A 14,590-nucleotide genomic window follows, 5' to 3' on the forward strand; every position below is an offset into this window, starting at 1 on the left:
TGGGCATACGTTGTGATGCAAAATCGAGCTCCCCCCCCCCCCCCCCGCCCCCTCCCCCCCCCCCCCCCCCCCCCCCCCCCCCCCCGCTGCCTGCGCACCGGATGCCGGGCTACCTGACAAGTTCTGCCAGTACGCCCAGACGCGACAGCTTGTGCGGGTTGCGCACCACATAGATCCGGGTGACGTGCCCGTTCTCCACTTCGAGGCTCACCGCGGCCGGCTCACCGTCGAACTCGACACGGCCCGCGGGCGCACCGTTGAGCCATACGGTCGCCGTCTCGAACGCGTCCACCACCTGGTGGGCGCCGGCGAGCATCTCCGCCACGGGCCGGGCCCCGTGGACCGGAACCAGAACGGCGGCCACCACCCCGCCCCCGTCGGCGACCAGGACCACATTCGGCGCCAGGATCTCCATCAGTTCCTGCAAGTTCCCGGTGCGCAGCGCGAGCAGGAACCGCTCGACCACGGCGTGTTGCTCCGCCCGGCTCACCTGCATGCGCGGCCGCCGGGCCGCCACATGCTCGCGGGCCCGCCGGGCGGTCTGCCGCACCGCAGCCGCGGACTTCCCGATCGCCTCGGCGATCTCGCCGTAGGGCACGTCGAAAACCTCGCGAAGCACGAACACCGCCCGCTCGGTCGGCCCGAGCGTTTCCAGCACGGTCAGCATCGCGATCGAGACACTCTCGGCCAGTTCGATGTCCTCGGCGACATCAGGGTTGGTCAACAGCGGTTCCGGCAGCCACTCGCCGACGTACTCCTCGCGGCTGCGCGACAGCGTCCGCAGACGGTTCAGCGCCTGCCGCGTGACGACCCGGACGAGGTACGCCCGAGCATCACGCACCTGCGCATGGTCCACGTCGGCCCACCGCAGCCAGGACTCCTGGAGCACGTCCTCCGCGTCGGCCGCCGACCCGAGCATCTCGTAGGCGACGGTGAACAGCAGGCTGCGATGGGTCACAAACGGATCATCGGTCATGGCGTCAGGCTGCGGCGGACTTCTCGGGCCGCTCGGCCAGCGGGATCTCGCACGCGTCGGAGTAGCCCTGCGACGTGATCCCGTGCGCCGTGTTGACCCTGGTCGCCAGGTTCACGAAGCCGATGTACACGGTGAGCTCGACCACCGCCGCCGGGCCGAGCCGCTCCAGCAGGCTCGCCGACAGCTCGTCGGTGACGGTCGTCGGCGTGTTCGTCATGGCCTCGGCGTACTCCATCACGTCCCGCTCCAGCGGCGTGAACACGTCCGACTCCCGCCAGCGCGGCACCTGGCTCGCCTTGGCCAGGTCCAGGTTCTGGTTCAGCGCCTGGAAGTAGCCCACGTCCAGGCACCAGTTGCAGCCGACCTGCGCCGCGACGGCCATGTGCGCGAATGACTTCAAGCTCTCGTGGCACGCGTTCCACTCGGCCACCCTGGCCGAGAACTCCAGGTTCGCCGTGGCGACGGGCGGATTGTTGAAGGCCACCTCGACGGGCTCGGGCACGGCACCGAGCTGTTTGATCATTGCTTCCTTCATCTCGGCGGGGAGCTCTGCCTTCGGGATGCGTAGCGCCATGATGTTCTCCTCACAGGTTTGCCGGTCTGCCATGAAGACACCGCCCGGCCGGCCGATGTGACACCCGCCGGCCGCCACATCCGGATCGCCCGGCACAAACCCTCACCCGTGCCCCGGGGCGGTACCGTCCCAGCGCAAACTCACCCACGTCACCTGGGGGTTGTTGGGACTCTCGGATGCGCCCGGTTGCGGCGAAGCTGCAATCACCCTTGTGGCCGGGAGCGTCGCGTCAGGCGGGCACTCGACCGGTCGGCGATCACCGCGGTGGTGCAGGCGGGGTCGGCGGGTCACGCGGCAGATCAGGCAAGCGTGGCGGCACGCGGCACACGGTCGGCCGCCGTGGGAACGACAGCGCAGGCCGCTAAGGCCAGCATCCATAGGAACGTCGGTCGCAGGGTCAGGTGGGGTCGGCGCCAACGGAGCGCCGGTGCTCGGGTACGGCCGGCGTCGACAGGGATGCCGGTGGTGGGGTGCGGTGGGTGACTGCGACAGTGTCAGCCGGTCGCGGTGACCCGCATGGCGGACCAGACAGTGGCCTCCGGCTGCTCGCCTCCCTGCACGCCCTGTTCGCCCTGTCCGTCTGCCTGGCGCAGCTTCAACGCGGCAGCGTGCACCCTGGCCCCCCGGTCCGCGGCCGTGTCGAGCCGTAAGAGGACCGCCGGGACCGCGATGCTCGCCATCAGATGCCCCTGCAGCTCCGACACCCGCTCCGGCAGGTCGGCATGATTCGTCATGATCTTCGACAGAACCTGCACCCCGGTGAACGCCCCCACGAACATCCGGGCCACGGCCCTGACATCCACGTGCGGCAGCAGTTCCCCCTCCCCCTTGGCCCTGGCCAGGAGTTCGACGTTGTGCTCCATCCACCCGCTCATCGGCACCCCCCGGTCCAGACCATCACCCGGAGCCCCCTGATCCACCGTCAACCGCACACTCCCCGAGACGACCGGGTCGCCCACCGACAGCAGATGCGCAATCAGGAACGCCTCGTCCAGGCCCTGCTGGAGCACCAGTTCCTGCGGCGGCGGTACGGGGACCGCGGCGAGCTGGCCGGCCAGAACCGCCTGGGCCAGCTCCTGCTTCGAGGTGAAGTGGAAATACAGGGCTCCCTTGGTGACCTCGGCCCGGTTGAGGATCTCGGCGATCGTCGCTGCCTCGTATCCCACTTCCGCGAAGACCGCGGCGGCCGCGACGAGGATCGCCTTCCTCGTCCTGATGGCCCTCTCCTGCAGTGCCACGGCCCCACCTCCGCACTGTCTCCGGCCGCCTCGGGAGAAATAAACCGTCTAGTTTGTATCCTGGCACCGCCACGCCGGACGATCAAGCGGCATGACCCCGAATACCCCCGACGCCCCTTTTTGCGCATACGGGCAGGCGGATCCGGCATGAATCGATCCCGAAGACAACCTCAGCACACCGCATTTCCGCACGTTGGCCGATTTCCGCCGCCCGACCCGACCCGGGCGGCGCTCCATTACCCTTCAGGAAAAACCGGCCAGTCCGTTTCTTCTGACCTCGATCCCTCAGTTGCCGTCCTGGACAGCAGTGAGTCCGTTGAACACGCCGATGTAGGCGGTGCCGTCGGGGCCAAGGGTGATGGGGGCCCAGTTGTTGTCGTAGTTGATGCCGGTGCCTACGAGTTGCTTGAAGCGGGTTGCGCCTGTGCGGAAGTCGACGGCGGTGAGGTACCAGGCGTCGATGCCCAGCGGGTTCGGGGCTTTCGTGTAGAGGTACAGCAGGCCGTTGGCGGTGGACAACTTGGGCACGGTGGAGGGTGAGCGTTCGCTGCTCTCCCACACGGTGTCGCAGCCGCTGCCGTCTTGGCGGACGTCGATACGGGTGACGCCGCCCACGACGCTGCGGCCGAGGGTGAGCGAGGAGATGTTCTCGTAGCCGTAGTTGTTCTCGACCACGAGGCTGTTGCCCCAGCTGATCAAGGAGTTGTCCGTGGTGGAGGCACCGGAGCCGAAGACGGGGATCTCGCAGACCAGGCGGCGGTCGGTGGGGACGTCGGCGTCCCGCCGGTAGACCAGGACGTGCATGCGGTCGTCGGCGTTGTCGGTGATGGCGACGTACTGTCCGCCCTCGCCGAAGATGTCCGGTGTGGTGCCGGAGCCCTGGTTGACGGAGCCGGGTTTGGTCCCGGTTCCGCGGTCGTAGGTCTGCCGCCAGATCACCTCGGGTGTGCCGTCGGCTGTGGCGCGGAAGTCGTAGAGGGCGTGGTCGGAGACGATCGCGACGCCGTCCTCGGCGACGGAGAAGGAGTTTTGGATCTCCTCGCCGGCGAGCTGGACGGATCGTATGGTGCCGGTGGTGGGGTCGACGGTGCCGACGCGGCCCTGCCGGGTGACCCACCAGATGCGGCCGCTCCAGTCGGGCATGACGGACGTGACCGGGTCGCATGCGCCGGTGGGGTGCAGGTTGGTCCAGGTGACGCAGTCGTGGGGTACGTGGCTGCCCAGGTCCCAGTCGTCCGTGACGCTGAAGCGCCAGGTTCCGTCGGGGTTCTGCCGGTGGGTCAGGCGCAGGAGGTGCTGGCGGGAGTCCGCGAGTACCAGCCGGTCCTGGTCGTCGAGGTAGGAGTAGGCGCCGCCGGACGTGTCCTTGAAGATCCGGGAGAAGTCGAGACGGGTGATCGCCTCGATGGTGGACGGCCGTTGCGGCAGCTGGTACTCGGCCAGGGTCGCAAGGGTGTCCGGGTCGAGCAGCTTGACCAGGAAGCCCGTGAACGTTCCGCAGACGGTGACGATCCGTCCGTCCCGGTCGAAGGTGACGTTGGCGCACTCGCCGCCGAGCAGCGCCATCCGCTCGCTGCTGACCCGGGGTTGCCTGCCCAGCGGGCCGTTCCACGGGTAGGTGGCGCTGCCCCAGGCATCGGCGTGCATGCCGCTGCGGCCGTTGGCCGCGAGAAAGGGGTGCCGTGGGGGCTGCTTGCCGGGGAGGGGCTGGGGGGTGGCGGGGGCTCCGGCGTAGGCGTCGACCAGTCGGTGGCCGGGTGCCTTGGGTATGGCGTCGGCCTGCGCGGGTGTGGGCCCGGTGACGGCTGTGGCCGCCGCCAAGGTCAGGGTGACGGCCAGGGCACGGCTGAGTGTCCTGCGGGACATGCGGCTCCTCCGATGCGTACAGGGGTCGCGCCGCCGCGACCATAGGAGCACCTTGCTGAGGAGTCCACAGAAACATGAGGATTGTTCATGATCCTGCAACGACCTGGGCACGGGCGCGCTGTCCGGCATGAGGAACCGGGACGGGATGGACTCAGAGGCCGATGGACAGCACGCGAGGTGTCGAGCAGTCAGCCGGCCGCTACCCGCTGCACCACCGGCCGCCAGGACTCCAGAGCCGCCACTCGCAGGCCCACGACCTTGCCCGCGTCGTCGGCGCGGCGCAGCGCGACCGCCCCCGAGAAGTCGGGGTCGGCCTCGAAAGCGGCCGCCTCGGCCAGGGTCATGGGGCCGCCCTGGCAGCCGAGGGTACGGGCGCTCTCCGGGGACAGCTCGAGGTTCGGGTCGGCAGCAGCGAGGTAGCGCTTGGCCGGGATGTGCAGGGCGACCAGCCGGGCGACCCGCGGTCCCAGCAGGCCTTCCACCGCCGTAGCGGCGTGTGAGCCGTGGCCCGCCTCGTCGCCGGGCACGAGGTGGTGGCCGATGTCGTGGACCAGTCCGGCCACTTGGAGTTCCTCGTCGTCCGGGTGGCGCTCGGCCAGCACGGCAGCGACTTGAAGGCCGTGGTCGAGGATGTCCACCGGGTCGCCGGATTGGTCCGGGGCGTCCCAGACGTCCGCGCAATCGGCCAGCAGGGCCATGAGCGCGTCCACGGATGGTATGGGGTCGTACGTCATTGGGCGACGGTGGCGCAGGAGGGCGTACGGAAGGTGACGGCGGGTTGGACTGCCGGTTTCCTCATCCTGGACCGAGGCTCCGCCGGTCATCGTGGCCGTCGGCTCCCACGGCAGAGCCACGGCCATCGTGGGCGCGGCGGCCAGGCCGGCCCGCGACGCCGGCCCCTCTGAAGGCCGTCCACCGCCGGCAGACCGCGGTGGTCGAGGGCGGGCCGCCGACACCGAGACCCATGAGCAGGCCCGCGCAGCCGTCACCGGCCACCTCGACCGGCTCACCGCCCGCGGAGTGACTGACACCGGGCAGATCCCGGCCGTGATCGGCGACCACGCCTCGACAGGACGCGCCCTGGCCCGGCATGGCGCCGACGCCCACGCGCGCACTGTCGCCCTCGGACACTCGCCGCGTAGCCCGCTCCGTCACCAAGTTCGCTTTGCGTGTTTGCGATCCCGGATTCTGAGTAGCCTGCTGGTCGTAGCTTGGTGAGGTGTTCGAGGACGCCGGGCGTGTGTGCCTGGGCTGTGGTGAACGGCTGCGACCAGGGGTACGGTCCGATGCCCTGTTCTGCTCGGCTCTGCTCGGCAGCGTGTCGGGCCAGGCAGTGGCGGGATGACCGTCGGCTGCGGCAGCGCCTGGCGGCCGTCCAGCGCGGTGAGGGCGAGCGGGAGTGCCTGGAGTGCGGGGCCCGTTGGGTGGTCGGCGTCGACCGGCGGACTCCGCCTACGCCGGCCGGCTCGTCGACCGGGCGAAGGACTTCCTCCGCCTCACCGTCCGCAGCGTGTCCCGGCCCAAGGACGCCACCGGCTTCGTTGTCCTCTCACGCCGCCGGGTGGTGGAACGGAGCCTTGGGTGGATCATGCACGCCCGCCGCCTGGTCCGCCACTACGAGAGGCTGCCCCAGCACAGCGAGGCTTTGATCACGTGGGCGGCGATCAGCCTGATGACCCGCCGTCTGACCCAGCCGACCCGTTCGGCTCTCCAAGCCCCCAGTACCGCAGTCGCTCCCGGAGCCGCGCCACCCGGGCGGCAGCCTGCGACGACGTCAGCCTTGTCTCCCGTTCCGGCTCCGGCAGGCTGAGTCCGCCTGGATGAGTCCACACCGCCCGCGCGACCTGGCCCGCGCACAACTTCTTCTCGATCACGTGGGCCGCGATCAGGCTGGTGACCAAGCGGCTCACGCGCCGCATGACCATGCCCCTTCCGGGCGCCGCCGTACGAGTCTTTTCGCTCTGCGAAATCCAGTCAGTCGGGGGCTGCGCGGCTCGTGGCGGAGTTCGTCAGGGCATCGAGCTGGGCGGCGAGGTCGGGGTGGGCGGGGGTGAGGTGGGGGCGGGTGGCGTTGAGGGGGTGGATGAGGACGGCGGGGTCGTCGTGGGCGAGGGCGGCGTGGAGCTGGGAGAGCGGTTTGCGGGCCGCGGTGGGCAGGTCGGTGAGGGCGGTGATCTGGCCGGCGATGCGGCGCAGGTCGGCTGCGTTGCGGCGGGCCCAGGTGGCGGTGGTGCGTTCGGCGGCGCGGCGTTCACGGGTGGCCTGGACGCGTTGTTCGCCGGTGGTTCCTGCGGGGCCGGGCCGGCCCCTCAGGTAGCGGCGTTCGGCGGCCTGGCGGCTGGCGACGCCGAGGGGGTGGGCGAGGTCCGCCCAGCTGGCACCCGCCTGGCGGGCGGTTTCGATCAGGCCGGTTTCCCATCCGGCGAGCTGCTCGCGGACCTGCCGCAGCAGCAGAAGAGAGGACAGGGCCTGCTCCGGGCCGACGTCGTGAGTCGCGGCAGTGCCGGGGATCTCGTGCCGGGCGGACTGCAGGGCGTCGTTTATGGCGTGAAGGGCTGCCGCGGCGGCGAGGAACGACGCCGGGCTTGGTGTGTCGGCGCTGGACGATGCCGGCTGGTCGGCCGGGGTCATGGGCACCTCCTCCAGTAGTCATCCTTTGGACGACACCCATGTTTGTCATCCATTCGATGACATGCTACAACGGTGTCAGTGAGGCGCATTGGCAGCAATTGCCCGAACCTGCTGGAGGTGTTTTCACGATGTTGATGCGCACTGACCCCTTCCGTGAGCTCGACCGGCTGGCGCAGCAGCTGATGGGCCCGGGCACCTGGTCGCGGCCGTCCCCGATGCCGATGGACGCCTACCGCGAGGATGACCAGTACGTGGTGGCCTTCGACATCCCCGGCGTGACCACGGACGCGATCGACATCGACGTCGAACGCAACATGCTGACCGTCAAGGCCGAGCGCCGGCCCGTGACGAAGGCCGACGACGTGCAGATGGAACTGTCGGAACGGCCGCTGGGCGTCTTCTCCCGCCAGATCGTGCTCGCCGACACCCTCGACACCGAGCACATCCAGGCCGACTACGACGCAGGCGTGCTCACCCTGCGCATCCCGATCGCCGAGCGCGCCAAGCCCCGCAAGATCGCCATCGGCGTCGGATCCGGCCGCAAGGAGATCTCCGGCTGAGCCGGACAAACGAGGGCTGACCAGCAGCGGAGGACGGGGATCTGATCTCCCCCTCTCGCCCGTCCTCCGCGCCCCCGTGGACCGAGGAAGGGTGGCGGCCGACATGACGATGCGACGCGAAGCGTTCCTCGACCATGTGAAGGAACGCGGCGAGTACGGCACCCCGCAGGAGGCTCAACGCGCGGCGCGCGTGGTGCTCGCCCTGCTGGGCGCACACCTGGTCGGCGAGGTACGCGCCCAGCTGGCGGCGCGTCTGCCGGAAGACTTCGCCCTGATCCTCCTCAACGCGCTGCAGAGCGCCGAGCCGCTGCCCCCGGAGCGGTTCGTGCGCGCGACCGCGGCCTGGATCGAGGGCGCCACCGAACAGACCGCGGCCTGGGACGTCAGCGCCGTCCTGTCCACGGTCGCCGACGCCGCCGACGACGACCTCCTCAAACAGATCCTGCTGCAGCTCCCCGCGGGCTACGACCTCCTCTTCGGCCGCCCCCAGCCCACCTGACCACCCACCCCCGGTGACCGCACACCGGCCACCACGACCCTGGTGACAGAAAGGCAACCACCGCAGTGATGTCCGACCAGAGCGCGCCGCTCCAGCAGCCCTACGCCAGGGCGTACGAGCAGATGTTGGAGAAGGTCCGCTACGACGGTGCCTACCCCACCCGCGAGAAGGCCGAGGAAGCCGTCAGCCTCGTCCTCGCCGGACTGGGACGCCAGCTGACCGGCGACGAACGCGTCGAACTGGCCGCCCGCCTCCCCCTTGAAGCCGCACGCATCCTCACCGCCCAGATCCCCGACACCCAGCCGCTGACCGGCTGGGCCTTCGTCAAAGACCTCGCCGCCCGCACCGGCGCCTCCCTGGCCACCACCCGCTGGGACACCGGCTCCGTCCTCTGTGTCGTCGCAGCCCTCGCCGGCCCCGATCTCCTCACCCGCATCCTGCGCCAGCTTCCCTCCGGCTACGCGCTCTTGTTCGGCCGTGCCGAACTCACCCAAGCCGCATAGATGCGCGGGCCGGGCCTTTCCGGCGCCACAGCACGCCGGTGACCGTGACGCGTGCTCAAGCTGCAAGGACCGCACCGCGCGTCACGCCGGCATCATGCTGACGCGGCCAGGCCGGTGCTGAGCGGGAGAACTTCGCTCACTATGAACCACACAAGTCGGCAGCCCTCCGGCGCCTCACCCGGCGAAAGGCGCGCAGGCCTGCGCGAGCGGTGACACCGCCCCCGCTCGCGCAGGCAGCATGATCACTCGTCCGACAGCGGGTCCCCGTCCCCGCCGAACCGCCGGTGTCGGCGCAGCGTCTCACGGTTCTGCCGTTTCATCCCGACCCGGATCTGGTCCGGGACCGGCCCGTCAGCCTGGCGCACCACCGTCTGGCATTCCGGGCACAGTTCATGACGTCCCTCATCACTGATCACGGTCCCCCAGCCCCAGCACATCTCGCAGCCGTGGGCCAGGACCGCATCGGCACGAGGGGCAAGACGGAAGGCAGCGTCGATTCCATGCGCCATGATCAGCACCTCCTCGACAAGACAAAGGCGCAGGATGCGGCGTCATGAACTCTTCACACAAATATATAGATGCAGCATCCAGCGAGGGCAAATATCTCAAAGTAGCAGACGATCACTCTGAACTGACCTGGTCTCTCCTCGTCCCGGCATCCGGCCGCGGCCGCGTTGGCTGAACTGCGCAATCGCGGCGTCCGGAGCCTTGTGGCCCATGAGCGTGCGGGTGTCGGTCAGGGATCGAGGCGGTCGCCGTGCACGGGGGAAAACCCCCGAGGGTGGGTGGGGGCAGGCCTCGTGTGGTTACGGTGGCTGGCAGGCTTCTTCGGGTCGTACGGTCGTCACCAGAATTTTCGGCATGACGATATCTCGCGATGCCTCCATCGCAACCCGCCGTTCCGCCGCTGCTGCGGGCACGTCCGGCTCCGGTGCGGGCAGCGACTTCGCCCGGCTGTCCCAGCGCGTGGCCGAGGCCGGCCTGCTGAGGCGGCGCCCCGGCTACTACACGGTGCGACTCGGTCTCGTGGTCGGGTTGTTCGCTGCCGGCTGGGGAGCCTTCTTCGCTCTCGGCGACACCTGGTGGCAGCTGGCCGTGGCCGCCTTTCTGGCCTTGGTGTTCGGGCAGGTCGCCCTGGTGGCGCACGATCTGGCCCACCGGCAGGTCTTCCGGCGGCGCCGGCACAGCGAGATCGGCGGGCGGCTGTTCGGCAACCTCGGTATCGGCATGAGCTACGGCTGGTGGATGAACAAGCACACCCGCCACCACGCCAACCCCAATCACGAGGAACTCGACCCCGATGTCGCCCCGGACATCCTGGTGTGGTCCACCGAACAAGCCCGCGCCAGCAGGGGCCTGGCCCGGCTCCTCGGCGGTCATCAGGCGCTGCTGTTCTTCCCGTTGCTGACCCTGGAGGGCTTCAACCTGCACGTCGCGAGTCTGCGGGCGCTGCGCTCGCCGTCCATGAAGAACCGGCCGCTGGAAGGCGCCCTCCTCCTCCTGCACATGGCGGGCTACCTGTCGGCCCTGTTCCTGGTGCTCTCACCGGGCAAGGCCGTGGCCTTCCTCGCCCTGAACCAGTGCCTGTTCGGCGTCTATCTGGGCTGCACTTTTGCGCCCAACCACAAGGGCATGCCCACGATCACCGGTGCACGGCAGCTCGACTTCCTGCGGCGCCAGGTGCTGACGTCCCGCAATGTGCGCGGCGGCTGGTTCACCGACGTGCTGCTGGGCGGGCTCAACTACCAGATCGAGCACCACCTGTTCCCGAGCATGCCCACTCCGCATCTGCGCCGGGCCCGGATCATCGTGCGGCAGTACTGCGCCGAGATCGGGGTGCCGTACCACGAGACCGGACTGCTCCGGTCGTACCGCGAGGCCCTGACGCACATGCACCGGGTGGGAGAGCCGATCAGGCAGCAGCGCAGGGCGTGAAGAGCGGGTGGAGCTCGGCCCGGTAGCCTGGCGATCATGGTGGACTGGGGGATTCGGCCGGCTTCGGTGGCGGACGTCGAGGCCGTGGCCGAGCTGCGGGCCGTGGTGCTGCGGGCGGATCTGGAGCGGCTCGGGCGGTACGACGAGCAGCGGGTGCGGCAGCGGCTGCGGGACGGGTTCGCGCCCGCGCACACCTGGGTGATCGAGGTGGACAGCGTGTTCGCCGGCTGCGTGTCGCTGCGGCCCGCCGAGGACGCCCACTGGCTGGAACACTTCTACTTGGCGCCGCATCTGCAGGGCCGGGGCATAGGTGCGGCTGTGTTGCGTGGGCTGCTGGAGCAGTGCGACCGCAAGGGCACCCTGGTCCGGCTGAACGTGCTGCAGGGCAGTCCGGCGCGGCGGCTGTACGAGCGGCACGGGTTCGCCGTCGAGACCGAGGATCCGGTGGATGTGTTCATGGTGCGCCGGCCGGCCCGGGCCTTGGGTGTGCGTGCCGTGCGTCCACGCCACGGCGCGGGGCTCGGCGAACCGCCCGGGTGAGGTCTCCCCCGCGCCCGTGCGTGCGGCTGGGTCCAGCCACATATTCCATCCACCGTTGCGCGCAGGGCCTGGCTCGGCGCGCAACGATGGGAGGCTCCACGCCAGGACGCTGCCGGGGTCCCGCCGACTTCGGCCGCACGAAGCCCACTTGGCGCACTTCCGTCGACCGCAGATTCCCCTCCACCTTCAGAGCCTCGCGGAGGGGAATCAGGCGGATCACGCGATCCGCGCGTCAGCCCGCCTGGGACGAGGTCCGGCGCGGCAGCTTCCAGTTCGGTCGCGGGAAGTGGCAGGTGTAGCCGTTCGGGTAGCGCTCCAGGTAGTCCTGGTGCTCGGGCTCCGCCTCCCAGAAGTCGCCCACGGGCTCGACCTCTGTGACCACCTTGCCCGGCCACAGCCCGCTCGCCTCGACGTCCGCGATGGTGTCGAGGGCGACGCGGCGCTGTTCTTCGTCGCTGTAGTAGATGGCGGACCGGTAGCTGCGCCCGATGTCGTTGCCCTGGCGGTCCTTCGTGGTCGGATCGTGGATCTGGAAGAAGAACTCCAGGATGTCGCGGTAGCTCGTGGCCGTGGGATCGAAGAGGATCTCGATGGCCTCGGCGTGGTCGCCGTGATTGCGGTACGTGGCGTTGGGCGTGTCACCGCCGCTGTAGCCGACGCGGGTGGACACCACGCCCGGCTGCTTGCGGATCAGGTCCTGCATGCCCCAGAAGCAACCACCCGCCAGTACGGCTCGCTCGGTTCCCACTGTCATCGGCTGCTCCCTCGCGTTCGCGTCGTTGTCCGGCGCGGTCGTTGACGTACGGTTCTCACGTTTATCCAGCTTATTACTACCCGCGAGTAACCATCGAGCAGGCGGGGATGGCGGAGCAGACGTCCTGACGGCCGGTGGTGCGATGCGTGTACGGCGATCAAGGGACGACACCGGGCCGGAGTCTTGACTCCGAAAGCGGCGCTGGCGATCCTCATGGGCCAGACAGCTTGCATAGACATGACAAATCGGCATGCGTGAGGTTCTTCGGGCCCGGACGTCCGCGGCCGTCGACCGCGCATCCCCTCGACCAAGGGACGTGGGCCGTGGCCTTGACCAGAAGCCCGTACCGCAGACGCAGAGACGTCGCCGTGGTGTCGCTGCTCCTCCTCGTCCTGGCCGCCGTCCTCGGCCCCACCCCGAGTTCGGCGGCCGGAAGCGACTGGTGGATCCCGACCGCACGGCCCGCACCGGACTCCCAGATCAATGTCACCGGCGAGCCGTTCACCGGCACCGACGCCGAGGGCCGGGTACGCGGGTTCGTCGACGCCCACGACCACCTGTTCGCCAACGAGGCCTTCGGTGGGCGGCTCATCTGCGGCAAGACGTTCTCCGAGGCCGGGATCGCCGACGCTCTGAAGGACTGCCCCGAGCACTACCCCGACGGCTCGCTGGCCGTCTTCGACTTCATCACCAAGGGCGGTGACGGCCGCCACGACCCGGTCGGCTGGCCCACATTCAAGGACTGGCCCGCGCACGACTCGCTGACGCACCAGCAGAACTACTACGCGTGGGTGGAGCGGGCCTGGCGCGGCGGCCAGCGGGTGCTGGTCAACGACCTCGTCACCAACGGCGTGATCTGCTCGGTCTACTTCTTCAAGGACCGCAGCTGCGACGAGATGACGTCGATCCGGCTGCAGGCAAAGCTGACGTACGACCTGCAGGCGTACATCGACACGATGTACGGCGGGACGGGCAAGGGCTGGTTCCGGATCGTCACCGACAGCGCGCAGGCCCGTGACGTCGTCAAGCAGGGGAAGCTGGCCGTCATCCTGGGCGTGGAGACCTCCGAGCCGTTCGGCTGCAAGCAGATCCTGGACATCCCGCAGTGTGACAAGAAGGACATCGACGCCGGGCTGGACGAGCTGTACGCGCTGGGCGTGCGCAGCATGTTCCTGTGCCACAAGTTCGACAACGCGCTCTGCGGAGTCCGCTTCGACTCGGGCGGGCTCGGAACGGCCATCAACGTCGGGCAGTTCCTGTCGACCGGCACCTTCTGGAAGACGGAGAAGTGCACCGGTCCGCAGCACGACAACCCCATCGGGTCCGCCGCGGCCCCCGGGGCCGAGGCGAAACTCCCGGCCGGCGTGACGGTTCCCTCGTACGCCTCGGACGCGCAGTGCAACGTCCGTGGGCTGACCGACCTGGGTGAGTACGCCGTGCGCGGCATGATGAAACGCAAGATGATGCTGGAGATCGACCACATGAGCGTCAAGGCCGTCGGCCGCGCGCTCGACATCTTCGAGTCCGAGTCGTACCCCGGTGTGATCTCCTCGCACAGCTGGATGGACCTGAACTGGACCGAGCGGGTCTACGGCCTCGGCGGTTTCATCGCCCAGTACATGCACGGCTCGGAAGGGTTCGTGGCCGAGGCGAACCGCACCAAGGCGCTGCGGGACAAGTACGACGTCGGCTACGGCTACGGCTACGGCACGGACATGAACGGTGTCGGCGGCTGGCCGGGGCCCCGGGGTGCGGACGCCCCCGACAAGGTCACGTACCCCTTCCGCAGCGTGGACGGCGGCTCCCTCATCGACCGTCAGACCACCGGTGAGCGCACCTGGGACCTGAACACCGACGGAGCCGCGCACTACGGCCTCGTCCCGGACTGGATCGAGGACATCAGGCTCGTCGGCGGCCAGGGCGTGGTGAACGACCTCTTCCGGGGCGCCGAGTCCTACCTCGGCACCTGGGGAGCGACCGAGCAGCACCAGGCGGGGGTCGACCTCGCCAAGGGGGCTTCGGCCACGGCCAGTTCGTCCGAGTGGAACCCGTTCACCAGCTATGCGCCGAGCCGCGCGGTGGACGGCAACCGGGACACCCGCTGGGCCAGCGGCTGGAGCGACGGCCAGTGGCTGCAGATCGACCTGGGTTCGACCCACCGGGTCGGGCGGGTCACGCTCGACTGGGAGCGCGCGTACGGGAAGTCGTACGGCATCCAGCTCTCGACGGACGGGGCGAGCTGGCAGACGGTCTGGTCCACCAGCACCGGTGACGGCGGTCTCGACACCGCACGGTTCACCGGCGTACCGGCCCGCTACGTCCGCATTGCGTGCGCGGAGCGCGGGACCAGGTGGGGGTACTCGCTGTACGAGGTCGGCGTCCACAGCAGCTGACGACGGGGCCCGGGGGGGGGGGGGGGGGGGGGGGGGGGGGGGGGGGGGGGGGGGGGGGGGGGGGGGGGGGGGGCGGTGGGGGGGGGGGGGGGGGGGGGTGGTGGGGGGGGGGGGGGGGTGT

Annotated in this window: 14 protein-coding genes; 6 read left to right on the top strand and 8 right to left on the bottom strand. The window is 69.7% G+C overall.

What is annotated here, in order from left to right:
- Positions 1-109: 109 nt before the first annotated feature.
- The 6 genes from ACZ5DS_RS34675 to ACZ5DS_RS34700 all read right to left on the bottom strand — a co-directional run bounded on the left by ACZ5DS_RS34675 (position 110) and on the right by ACZ5DS_RS34700 (position 7,285).
- On the bottom strand, positions 110-976 hold the full coding sequence (locus ACZ5DS_RS34675; RefSeq protein WP_468246518.1) for an RNA polymerase sigma-70 factor: 867 nt from the start codon (positions 974-976) through the stop codon (positions 110-112).
- A 4-nt stretch (positions 977-980) separates the two neighbouring features.
- The gene (locus tag ACZ5DS_RS34680; RefSeq protein WP_468246520.1) at positions 981-1,550 is read right to left on the bottom strand and encodes a carboxymuconolactone decarboxylase family protein; all 570 of its coding nucleotides are present in this window, start codon (positions 1,548-1,550) and stop codon (positions 981-983) included.
- A 494-nt stretch (positions 1,551-2,044) separates the two neighbouring features.
- Positions 2,045-2,788, bottom strand: a complete 744-nt coding sequence (locus tag ACZ5DS_RS34685; protein WP_468246522.1) for a ScbR family autoregulator-binding transcription factor — start codon at positions 2,786-2,788, stop codon at positions 2,045-2,047.
- Positions 2,789-3,073: 285 nt separating this feature from the next.
- Positions 3,074-4,654, bottom strand: coding sequence for a hypothetical protein (locus tag ACZ5DS_RS34690; RefSeq protein WP_468246524.1), 1,581 nt, complete (start codon positions 4,652-4,654; stop codon positions 3,074-3,076).
- A gap of 188 nt (positions 4,655-4,842) precedes the next feature.
- Positions 4,843-5,388: an HD domain-containing protein gene (locus ACZ5DS_RS34695; RefSeq protein ID WP_468246527.1), complete on the bottom strand. Its 546-nt coding sequence runs from the start codon at positions 5,386-5,388 to the stop codon at positions 4,843-4,845.
- 1,240 nt (positions 5,389-6,628) lie between these two features.
- Positions 6,629-7,285: a type III effector protein gene (locus ACZ5DS_RS34700; protein WP_468246529.1), complete on the bottom strand. Its 657-nt coding sequence runs from the start codon at positions 7,283-7,285 to the stop codon at positions 6,629-6,631.
- 128 nt (positions 7,286-7,413) lie between these two features.
- Between ACZ5DS_RS34700 and ACZ5DS_RS34705 the strand changes: the two genes are divergently transcribed.
- The 3 genes from ACZ5DS_RS34705 (at position 7,414) to ACZ5DS_RS34715 (ending at position 8,847) form a co-directional block, all read left to right on the top strand.
- Positions 7,414-7,845, top strand: coding sequence for an Hsp20/alpha crystallin family protein (locus tag ACZ5DS_RS34705; protein ID WP_468246531.1), 432 nt, complete (start codon positions 7,414-7,416; stop codon positions 7,843-7,845).
- Positions 7,846-7,948: 103 nt separating this feature from the next.
- Positions 7,949-8,344, top strand: coding sequence for a DUF2267 domain-containing protein (locus ACZ5DS_RS34710; RefSeq protein ID WP_468246532.1), 396 nt, complete (start codon positions 7,949-7,951; stop codon positions 8,342-8,344).
- 68 nt (positions 8,345-8,412) lie between these two features.
- On the top strand, positions 8,413-8,847 hold the full coding sequence (locus tag ACZ5DS_RS34715; RefSeq protein WP_468246535.1) for a DUF2267 domain-containing protein: 435 nt from the start codon (positions 8,413-8,415) through the stop codon (positions 8,845-8,847).
- A gap of 242 nt (positions 8,848-9,089) precedes the next feature.
- On the opposite strand, the gene ACZ5DS_RS34720 is transcribed toward ACZ5DS_RS34715, so the two are convergent.
- Complete coding sequence (locus tag ACZ5DS_RS34720; RefSeq protein ID WP_468246536.1) at positions 9,090-9,365, bottom strand: hypothetical protein; 276 nt, start codon at positions 9,363-9,365, stop codon at positions 9,090-9,092.
- A gap of 343 nt (positions 9,366-9,708) precedes the next feature.
- On the opposite strand from ACZ5DS_RS34720, the gene ACZ5DS_RS34725 reads away from it, so the two are divergent.
- Both ACZ5DS_RS34725 and ACZ5DS_RS34730 read left to right on the top strand, forming a co-directional pair.
- The gene (locus tag ACZ5DS_RS34725; protein ID WP_468246538.1) at positions 9,709-10,782 is read left to right on the top strand and encodes a fatty acid desaturase family protein; all 1,074 of its coding nucleotides are present in this window, start codon (positions 9,709-9,711) and stop codon (positions 10,780-10,782) included.
- Between the two features lie 36 nt (positions 10,783-10,818).
- Positions 10,819-11,322, top strand: coding sequence for a GNAT family N-acetyltransferase (locus tag ACZ5DS_RS34730; protein ID WP_468246539.1), 504 nt, complete (start codon positions 10,819-10,821; stop codon positions 11,320-11,322).
- A 232-nt stretch (positions 11,323-11,554) separates the two neighbouring features.
- Here the strand turns inward: ACZ5DS_RS34730 and msrA are convergent, their stop codons facing one another.
- On the bottom strand, positions 11,555-12,076 hold the full coding sequence (gene msrA / locus ACZ5DS_RS34735; RefSeq protein WP_468246541.1) for a peptide-methionine (S)-S-oxide reductase MsrA: 522 nt from the start codon (positions 12,074-12,076) through the stop codon (positions 11,555-11,557).
- Between the two features lie 329 nt (positions 12,077-12,405).
- Between msrA and ACZ5DS_RS34740 the strand changes: the two genes are divergently transcribed.
- Positions 12,406-14,469, top strand: a complete 2,064-nt coding sequence (locus tag ACZ5DS_RS34740) for a galactose-binding domain-containing protein (protein WP_468246724.1) — start codon at positions 12,406-12,408, stop codon at positions 14,467-14,469.
- Positions 14,470-14,590 lie beyond the last annotated feature (121 nt).

Source organism: Streptomyces sp. NPDC031100 (genome assembly GCF_055570785.1).

What these genes read in the sequence shown, in the direction of transcription:
- ACZ5DS_RS34675 (WP_468246518.1), bottom strand. Translation starts at nt 976, where the DNA reads ATGACCGATGATCCGTTTGTGACCCATCGCAGCCTGCTGTTCACCGTC.
- ACZ5DS_RS34680 (WP_468246520.1), bottom strand. Translation starts at nt 1,550, where the DNA reads ATGGCGCTACGCATCCCGAAGGCAGAGCTCCCCGCCGAGATGAAGGAA.
- ACZ5DS_RS34690 (WP_468246524.1), bottom strand. Translation starts at nt 4,654, where the DNA reads ATGTCCCGCAGGACACTCAGCCGTGCCCTGGCCGTCACCCTGACCTTG.
- ACZ5DS_RS34695 (WP_468246527.1), bottom strand. Translation starts at nt 5,388, where the DNA reads ATGACGTACGACCCCATACCATCCGTGGACGCGCTCATGGCCCTGCTG.
- ACZ5DS_RS34700 (WP_468246529.1), bottom strand. Translation starts at nt 7,285, where the DNA reads ATGACCCCGGCCGACCAGCCGGCATCGTCCAGCGCCGACACACCAAGC.
- ACZ5DS_RS34705 (WP_468246531.1), top strand. Translation starts at nt 7,414, where the DNA reads ATGTTGATGCGCACTGACCCCTTCCGTGAGCTCGACCGGCTGGCGCAG.
- ACZ5DS_RS34710 (WP_468246532.1), top strand. Translation starts at nt 7,949, where the DNA reads ATGACGATGCGACGCGAAGCGTTCCTCGACCATGTGAAGGAACGCGGC.
- ACZ5DS_RS34715 (WP_468246535.1), top strand. Translation starts at nt 8,413, where the DNA reads ATGTCCGACCAGAGCGCGCCGCTCCAGCAGCCCTACGCCAGGGCGTAC.
- ACZ5DS_RS34725 (WP_468246538.1), top strand. Translation starts at nt 9,709, where the DNA reads ATGACGATATCTCGCGATGCCTCCATCGCAACCCGCCGTTCCGCCGCT.
- ACZ5DS_RS34730 (WP_468246539.1), top strand. Translation starts at nt 10,819, where the DNA reads ATGGTGGACTGGGGGATTCGGCCGGCTTCGGTGGCGGACGTCGAGGCC.
- msrA (WP_468246541.1), bottom strand. Translation starts at nt 12,076, where the DNA reads ATGACAGTGGGAACCGAGCGAGCCGTACTGGCGGGTGGTTGCTTCTGG.